General features: G+C 56.8%; 8 protein-coding genes and 1 pseudogene. 1 reads left to right on the top strand and 8 read right to left on the bottom strand.

Translation table 11 applies throughout. The features are described 5' to 3' along the window. Positions 1-230: integrase core domain-containing protein (locus tag EV666_RS18930; RefSeq protein ID WP_165910081.1), on the top strand; the 230-nt coding region annotated here is incomplete at its 5' end. Positions 231-255: 25 nt separating this feature from the next. Here EV666_RS18930 and EV666_RS17815 read toward each other — a convergent pair. The 8 genes and pseudogenes from EV666_RS17815 to EV666_RS17785 all read right to left on the bottom strand — a co-directional run bounded on the left by EV666_RS17815 (position 256) and on the right by EV666_RS17785 (position 8163). Beyond that, positions 256-1752, bottom strand: coding sequence for a hypothetical protein (locus EV666_RS17815; protein WP_132010953.1), 1497 nt, complete (start codon positions 1750-1752; stop codon positions 256-258). Positions 1753-1914: 162 nt separating this feature from the next. Next, positions 1915-2205, bottom strand: a pseudogene (locus EV666_RS18925) (GAP1-N1 domain-containing protein); the annotation flags it as partial. A gap of 10 nt (positions 2206-2215) precedes the next feature. After that, positions 2216-3082: a TRAFAC clade GTPase domain-containing protein gene (locus EV666_RS17810; protein WP_132010951.1), complete on the bottom strand. Its 867-nt coding sequence runs from the start codon at positions 3080-3082 to the stop codon at positions 2216-2218. Then, the gene (locus tag EV666_RS17805) at positions 3082-3906 is read right to left on the bottom strand and encodes a TRAFAC clade GTPase domain-containing protein (protein WP_132010949.1); all 825 of its coding nucleotides are present in this window, start codon (positions 3904-3906) and stop codon (positions 3082-3084) included. Before EV666_RS17805 ends, EV666_RS17810 begins: the two co-directional genes overlap by 1 nt. A gap of 124 nt (positions 3907-4030) precedes the next feature. Then, positions 4031-4852 carry an IS5 family transposase gene (locus EV666_RS17800; RefSeq protein WP_132010947.1) on the bottom strand — a complete coding sequence of 274 codons (822 nt, stop codon included), beginning with the start codon at positions 4850-4852 and terminating at the stop codon, positions 4031-4033. A 118-nt stretch (positions 4853-4970) separates the two neighbouring features. Then, positions 4971-6041, bottom strand: coding sequence for a GTPase-associated system all-helical protein GASH (locus EV666_RS17795; RefSeq protein WP_132010945.1), 1071 nt, complete (start codon positions 6039-6041; stop codon positions 4971-4973). A 7-nt stretch (positions 6042-6048) separates the two neighbouring features. Further along, positions 6049-7389: a metallophosphoesterase gene (locus EV666_RS17790; protein ID WP_207906453.1), complete on the bottom strand. Its 1341-nt coding sequence runs from the start codon at positions 7387-7389 to the stop codon at positions 6049-6051. 114 nt (positions 7390-7503) lie between these two features. Beyond that, positions 7504-8163, bottom strand: a complete 660-nt coding sequence (locus tag EV666_RS17785; protein ID WP_132010943.1) for a head-tail connector protein — start codon at positions 8161-8163, stop codon at positions 7504-7506. Positions 8164-8225 lie beyond the last annotated feature (62 nt).

Genomic DNA, 8225 nt, shown 5'->3' with positions numbered 1-8225 from the left:
TCTCCACGCTGACGCAGGCACGCGCCCAGTTGGCCGAATGGCGGGTCGATTATAACGGGGCTCGCCCGCACTCCGCACTGGCGTGGCAAACGCCAGCCGCCTTCTCGGCTTCGTTTGCGCAGCGGCCGGATCTGCCGTTGCGCCAGGGCGCGGGCTCCACGACAGATCCCGCCTCAACCACCCGTTCAAAGGCAAAACACAACCGTCAGACCGAACTCAGGGCCGGATAGAAGCTGGGGCAACGTCAAAGTCCATCTATCCCCGCCTTGCCGCCGCTTCCAATGCCTCCCCACCCCGCACACTGCCTGCAGCGTCAGCGAGCAGCAACCGACTTTTCCTAGTTCGCCCAAGCATAGCGTAACTTTTTGGAGGGTAGTTATACTCGACGTAGGCTGTCGCGATCGCCAGCCTAAGCCGCGCGCCAAGGTCCCAGTTTTTGTACCAACCTGCATCGGGCAGCATCGGCAAAAGCATGTCACGAGCCCTCAACGGGAGCGAAGAACCCATGATCCGCTCGTGAACCTCGTGGAAAAACTCCTCAAGCACACGCCTACCGCTATCACTACCTGACATCAGTGCTAGGGCGACCAAAAAGGATTGAAGCACTGCACTTCGATCTTCATTGAGATCATTTGCTATGTCCGATATTGCCGCCATCCAAGGAAGGATCCCGGCTCGGATGACTTCCGGCGTCAACCACCCTAACGTCTCCGCCAGCTCGTAGAACAGGCTGGTTTTGGACACACGGGACATTGCGGTTGGGTCGAGAAGAACCTCAGGCTGTCCGGCAAGCACGCGCACCCAAGCTGACCCAATTGGCAGCGCGCCTTCATCGAGCGCCGCGATCACCTGCGCCGCGACACTACGTGGAAAATGATCTAACGCTGCCCGCGCAAGCGCCTCATTATCTCGATCGAGGAGGCGTGTGATCAACTCATTGCAGATCGCTGCGTCTGTTGGCACCAGTTTTAACATCGATGCCACAGTTGCATTATCCACCACACGCATTCCGTCAAGGAGCAGGAGCTCCGGCTGACCTGTAACCATGCGGAGGCGTATGCTGGGAAATTTGGTGGTTAACGCCCAGAACTCGTCCGGCGGAATAATCCCAGACACGATTGTGAAAATTGCACTTCCGAGGGCGCTCCCAAATCCCACTGCGCGCTCGGCGAGGTCGAGCATGTCATCTGAACGAATAGGCCACAACGCTTCCAAGCGGGAAAGTCCCGCAATCGTGGGCAAAGGAAGAATTGGATTTTGGCCCTGTGATAACACAAAGGAGAGAACTTCGATCTGCGCAACCGGCACCAGCACGCCGTCTACGATATCCTGCTTAAGGGAAGCAGCATCCTCAGGATCGGGAAATGTGGCGGTTATCAGCTCCAGGAGCCTACGGCCAGAGCGCTGGTCGGATACGACGTCTAAGAGTTTGATTTCTGCTAGAGGTCGGAAAGACCCACGTTGCCGTCGCACGTCCACACCATACCGGTGTAGAAACGTCCGTAACGCGCCTTCTGGGCCGTGTTTCGCATCAGAAATGGCCAAGGACAGCCAAGCACTCTCCCCCAACGCATTAGAGTTGACCTCATCACCACCGCGTAGATGGAATGAAATATCGAACCGGGTGATGAACGAGGTGCGTTTTCCACGGGTCACCGCAGTTTGAAACCGGAAATTGCGGCGCAACCTCGGCCATTGCTGTGACCAAACCGCGAACACCGCGCCGTCAGCTTCGCCCGGCTCCGATAACATGTCTGCTGGCCCCGGAACGCCGTACAACGAAATGAGGAGGGCCCTTAGTTGACTGTCGTCTACCCCGCCCACACTCACACCCTCGCGCGCCTCTACAAAGAGTGCCTCTCTGTAGGTGCTACGATCGTTCGGCGTCGTTGGTCGTCGCATATATGCGGCAAGCGCAGACAGATCGGGCAGCTCACCGAGCGATATGGGATCTAGCAATAACCCATGCGTCCAAACACATCCGGGCCTCGACATCTCGGGGGCCGGCCATGTACGCATCAAGACATACCGACCGAGCATTGGAGCGGGAATCCCCGTCCAATAGCCCTCGGACCTCCCGAACATGGAACCGGGTGCCAGGTCACTGAGCTCCACCAAAAGAGAGGCTTCGTCACCAAGTGGTAGCGACGAGGCGAGGAGGCGATGGCCGTCCTCATACCCAAACAAGCACTGTTCCACAATCATAGCGGTGTGGCTACTCCACGGACATAAGCCAAGCGAGGGGCGAAGTTAGGTCGTGACCTTCACTTCCTGGTCCTACAATCAAGATTCGGCGGCTCGCATCCGTCGAGGTGGCCGAGTGGATCGCTGAGCTATCGTTAAGATCGAGCCCTTGGGCGGATACCCCATAGATCTCGTGGTTGAACCATGCACAATTAGATCTCAAGAATTGATAAAGCAGGGGCATGTTAGCAGCCAACCACTCCTTCGGCGCCAGCCCGGTGTTTTTTACGAGGTCCCATGCAGAAATCATAATAACGACGTTACGGCGCCTCGCTTCGAAGGGGGGACGCAATAGATCACTAAGCAGTTGCACAATTCTGACTTGAGCTGGCACGAACTTCGGTTCCCACTCCGAACGGGGGAAAGGTTGCTCATTCTGATCCGTTCCGGTGCTGACGCCTTCCTCCTGTTTCGGAAGCAAACCGTTGAGCTCGACTACTGATAGGTGGTGGCCGGTTACGTCTGCGCTAACGAAGAGAAGGATACCGACACCCTTGGCTACTCCGTGTACGAACTCGGGGCGACATTGTCTTGTCTCTACCTGCGCGTCAAAAGTCTCGCCTGCCAGATCTGGAAAAAAAACAGTCGCCTTTCCCCCAGTTACACGGTCCGCTAGGCGGATGGAAACATTCGCATCGCCGACTTGAGATGTGCGTGGCACCTTTTGAAAATTACGCCAAGCCTCAGCTATCTTGTTTAGGTAGGCAAGGTCCCCCTCGTAGCTATCGAGCTGGAGACGGCTTTCAGCCTCACCGGACTCGACCAAATGCCATAAGGCGGCGAGAAACGTAGTCTTACCGGAAGCTGGGAGCCCAATGATAATAAAATTCGCTTCCATCAGTTCCTCCGTCGCAGGAGGAGCCGATCAAACTCATCAATGAGTGGCGGCAGCCTCGGTGGCTCAAGGTGCGGCCGCATGGGCGGCTTCAACCAGCTACGGAGGAGTGGGGCCAAGCCCTCCCCGGGCTCTATCTTTCCCTCAGGGTCGCGTGCAGCAATCCTAAAGGTAGTAGCAGCAGCGAAGCGCCCACTATATGATGCAACAAATCGCTGCTCAAGAGCTGCTAGCGCATCAAGTGCCGCAGCCGCCGATCCCGTCGGCAGGAGATCGCACTTCGTCGTCACTAGTTGCACCTCGGCTTCGGGTGCCACCGCCCCTGCATCGGTGAACGCCCGCGCAATGTTGCGCACAGAAGCGATTGCTTCCGCGCGTCGCCTACCATCCGCCAGCCGTTCACCATCGAGGATAAATGTGACTGTGCTTGCCTTACGGATTTCGACCAGTTCCATCGCCATCGCCGGCCGGTCGCGGACCTCTCGATAGGCCTCGCCGGCGCGCTCAGAAATTAACAGGTCGGTGCGCTGTAGGTCGTCCTGATCTGACACCGCTAGATGGAAAAAATTGAGCCCATCTTGCGTTGAAGTTCTTGGCGTATCTGGCTTGGTGCCACGTGACTCGGCCCGCGATTGGAAACTCTTCTGCTCGAACCCAAGAAGACTAAGGCTATGAGAAAAAACGACCTCAGCAAAAGGCCCACGTAAGAAACGTTCATACAATTCCGTGGCGAGCGTTGTTTTGCCGCCATTTCGCTCGCCTACAATGGCGACGAGAGATGCCTCCCTCCAACGCAGAAGAGAATCAGCATCCGCAATCGACAGCATACCTGCTGGAGGCAGCGCTACCCATCGTGGAGGCGGAATTGAGGCTTCAGATGCACCCGTCTCCTCAAAGACGTCGACATCTGCCTCGTCATCAGTGTCTGATTCAAAATTATCCTGTGCGATTTCATGCCCTTGCGATGCGTCTGGTGAAGAGCTGGATCGAGGCTATGAACAGCCAGGCGGTCGCGGATGCGATGGTCTGCTCGAAGTCTTTGGCGAGCCGGCGGTTTCGGTTGAGCCATGCGAAGGTTCTTTCGATGACCCAACGCCTTGGCAGCACTTCGAAGCCCTTGGCAGCATCGGAGCGCTTTATGATCGCGATCGTCCATTTGCCGAAGCACCGGATGGCCCCCCTGAGTTTGTCGCCGGCATAGCCTCCGTCCGCGAACAGATGGCGTAGCCACGGGAAACGGCGGACAATATCGGCGAGTAACAGCGGCGCTCCGTCCCGGTCCTGTATGGCGGCCGAATGGATCACCGCATGGACGAGGTTGCCGTCGGTATCGGTCAGAATGTGCCGCTTGCGCCCTTTGGTCTTCTTACCCGCGTCATAACCACGGGGGCCGCCGCTTTCGGTGGTTTTCACGCTCTGGCTGTCGATCACTCCGGCACTGGGGGATGCCTCGCGGCCATCCGCCTCACGGGCCGCCATCAGCAGGGTGTGATTGAGCGTCAGCCACAGTCCGTCGTCACGCCAGAGGTAGAACCAGCGTCGCACCGTCGATACGGGCGGGAAGCAGGGGGGCAGCATCCGCCAGGGCAGGCCTCCGCGCAGCAGATACAGGATCGCCTCGAGAATGCGCCGCAGCGGCCATTTACGGGGCCGCCCAACGTGCGACGCGGGTGGGAGCAGCGGCTCAAGAACCGCCCATTCGGCATCGGTCAAATCGCTTGGCAAAGCCAGTCCGCTTCGCGCATGAAGGGCGCGAGTGGTGTCAGTCCACATCGTTGATCCAAGGAAGTTTTTGGCGAAACCCGTGAATCAACGACAGGCCAGGCTGTCAAGCCAACCTGCTGATACCACTCAACTTAATTTCTGATCAGACACTCAGGCTGAGCGGCAGTCACAAGACTTGACCTAATAGATTTTCATAGTATGCCTGCGACGCTAGTGCGCCAGGTTCAAATATAATTTTAGAATCAAGTCCTGTCGATTCCGAGAATGACTGGTGCCAAACCCCGTTACCCATTGATTTCGCTTGCATGAGTGCAGTGGTTACGGGTGCCAATCTAGCGGGCACCTCCCTATGGGACGAGAGCAAACACCCCAGATAGTCGCGCTCCAGCCCATCAACGGCGCTAGCCAAATCGCGCGCAACGACACCTTTCGGTCGTTTCGCCAGCGCAACGACTCGTTCTAAAATTGCCGGCGCTGCGACGGGCCCCAAGTGTGTTGTGCTTGTTAGCTCACCCATTTCAATCCCGCCAATAATCGCTGCCTGCATAGGCGCAAACTCACTGAAGCTGCGCTCAAGGCACCGGCTATGGCCGCCGACCAACCACCAGAGCATCTGAGCTTCCTCTCGTTGAAGCTGGGCTTGGTGCTTCAGGACTTCGAGAGCTTTCAAAATCTGCGCCGTAGTCGTCTTGGCGGAATTCTGGCTTTCTGATCTTATTTTTCCTAGAATAACAAGCAGACCAGCCCAGTCATTCACTGCCAGATCGGTAATTTCTTCTGTAAGCTTCGTAGCGATTGTCGGTGTAATTTTTATATCAAGCTGACTTGGCGCGCGATCTGAAACAGAAAAACTACCATGCGCCTCCTTGGCATCACGCAAAAGCCATTCAGCCTGAACAGGGACCCTGTGCCCCGACACGCTGCCCGCAATAATGGCCAAAATAGCCACGGGGTCGCCGGAGGCGACAATCTGCCCCAAAACAGCCGTCGAGAGAACGCGCACCTCTCGCTCATTGTTAATCAAGCTAAAAGTTGGATCTTCTTTTGCAAATTCGTCCCTAAACCAGTTTATATCTAATTTTTTACCACCATAATACACATCAACGAGATCGACTACTTGTGATCCCCGAATATTTTCTACGATCCGAGACGCTGACTCCTGCCTGGACTTGATCATCTCGGCAGTGGGAGCCAGACTCGCCTCTGCATACCTATCCGCGAATTTGAAACTCGACATCGTGGCATCATCCCAATTCGGCGGCACGCACCGCCGCGGAAAGTTCATTCAATTGGCTGCGTTCGTTTGCCCGAAGGAGGACGCGACGAAACCGTTCGTAGTCCGGTTGACGCATATCTTCTTCTTCGAGCAACTCAAGGCGGCCGGCTATTTCAGATTTCTTGCTGAAGGAAAGCCGGTAGAACCGGAGTCCGAGGTCGCGTAACGAATTCATCGCGCTTCCTCCATCTGGCGGGGGCCCGCGATCGGTATCAACAATATGTTCTGGCGACGGTATAGCGATGGCCGGCGGGGCATCCCATGGCTCCAAAGGAATGGTATGCTCCCAAACATCTGAACCTTTGTATCTTTTCGCCTCGAAACCACCTGGAGCCTCTTGCCAGACTCGGACGTGAGCTCGAAGCCTCAACTTACGCTGCTCGTCGTGACGAATAACTTCCACTTCGAGGAGATTGTAACCCGGCTCCCAGCCCGGCTCATACCGATCAGGGTTCGCGGCGCTCGCAGTGAGCCGCATATAGTCCACGTTCATATCGATTCGATTCGTGTGTACATGGCCAAAGATTTGGATAGGTGCAACGTCCGCCAAGTAGTAGCCGAATTGTATACCTTCCCGAAGCCAAGAAAGGTGGTGGTGGGCCACAACCAGATTGGTCACGCCGTCGTGGCGTGTAATCTGAAAGCTAGCCGGATCGACGAATAGATCGCCCTCCTTGTCCTTCCCGCTTGATATGAAAGCAGTATTCAGCCCCCAAAGCCGGAGCGTGGAACCGTCGTTAAGAAGCAAGTCGCGCGTAGCCCGCGTCCGATCGGGTGGCAGTAGATCGCAAAAAAATTGGAGCGCAAACGTGTTATAATTATCTAGGCTTTCGTACATTAGCCGCCGAGCATCTCGATCCCGCATCTGATTGGCTATTTCAGCACTAGGATCACTCGATGATTTGATTTTGTCGTGCACCAATTGAACAAGATTCCGGTCTGCCAAGTCACGGACTACATCATGATTGCCTGGGCAGACGAACACCGATTGAAGCGTCCCGCCACAAGCGTCGCAGAGATCTTGAAGCCAATCTGTGGCGAAGTTGAATTCTTTCGTGCTACCCGCAAAGGCAACATCTCCGCCCACTATGATGACATCCGGTGGACCGAGCTTGCGGCACTGCGCGATCACGTCGCGGCGAATTTCGTTGCGAAGGTGGACATTCGGATCCTGTGTGGTTCCGATTTCCGACTCTCTGAAATGAATATCTGAAAGATGAAGAATCAGCACGGCAGCCCCCCGTCCAACATTTTCTACGAAACTATCGCCTAACGCCATGGAGAAGTGAATTTCAATGAGTTCAACCAAGACTCCCTGCTTCCTTTACAATAATCGGCCTATAGCTGGGGCAAACTTAAGGGTCTGGTATTTCTGCGAAAACTCGATTGCGCCACCCGCATTTGAGGCAAAGATTCCGGCGGCTCATAACCGCCGACTTTCGTCCCAGCGCTCGACCACGCGCGTCATCAGGGTGTCGCGGCCGACAATGGTATGCTGGGCGAACCCGCCAACCATGCGGATCGGGCGCCCGCCGCCGAACTCGTAGGGGAAGACGCAGGCCCGCTGTTCGCGCATGACCTGCAGCCAGTCGGCAGGCGTCCTGGCGTTCAGGCCGTCGGCGCCAACCAGCCCGACCGCCTCCAGCCGCGTCATCAGTTCGGGGTTGGCCGGCGACACCAGCACGTCGTCGGGGTCGATCAGAACGGCCTTGCCCGGCTCATGATGGGCCGTTTCGCCGGCCGCCGCCGACCACACTTCCAGGCGCTGGCGGCTTTCGCTCCAGCTGCCGTCCGGGTACTTGTGAACCTCCAGCGCCAGCACTGCGCGAACCGGAAACCGCACCGGCAAAAACGCCCATGCTGCCTTGTCCAGGGTGACGTTTTCCTCGACCGTCTCCAGGGCGAAGACCCGGCCAGTGAAGGTCTCGATGGCTGCGCTGACCTCGTCAATCAGGTCCGCCAGAAGCGCATCTTCCGACGTGTCGCCGGGCGCCAGGCCGATTTCAGCCCGGACGGCCTCCAGCGTCGTCAGGCGGCGGCAGTTCGCCGGTTGTAAACACCGGAATAAAAAGAGGCCATTCACCGGTTTAAAAGTAGGCCAGTCGGGTCAATTATAAAGCCTCATGACGAGGCGGTTTGTGCTCG

The sequence above is a fragment of the Camelimonas lactis genome, assembly GCF_004342915.1.
Taxonomy (GTDB): Bacteria; Pseudomonadota; Alphaproteobacteria; order Rhizobiales; family Beijerinckiaceae; genus Camelimonas; species Camelimonas lactis.
This window is presented reverse-complemented; position numbering and strand designations above follow the sequence as displayed.

Excerpts from the sequence above, each read along its gene's own strand:
- EV666_RS17815 (WP_132010953.1), bottom strand. The coding sequence starts at position 1,752 with ATGTTATCGGAGCCGGGCGAAGCTGACGGCGCGGTGTTCGCGGTTTGG.
- EV666_RS17805 (WP_132010949.1), bottom strand. The coding sequence starts at position 3,906 with ATGCTGTCGATTGCGGATGCTGATTCTCTTCTGCGTTGGAGGGAGGCA.
- EV666_RS17810 (WP_132010951.1), bottom strand. The coding sequence starts at position 3,082 with ATGGAAGCGAATTTTATTATCATTGGGCTCCCAGCTTCCGGTAAGACT.
- EV666_RS17795 (WP_132010945.1), bottom strand. The coding sequence starts at position 6,041 with ATGTCGAGTTTCAAATTCGCGGATAGGTATGCAGAGGCGAGTCTGGCT.
- EV666_RS17800 (WP_132010947.1), bottom strand. The coding sequence starts at position 4,852 with ATGTGGACTGACACCACTCGCGCCCTTCATGCGCGAAGCGGACTGGCT.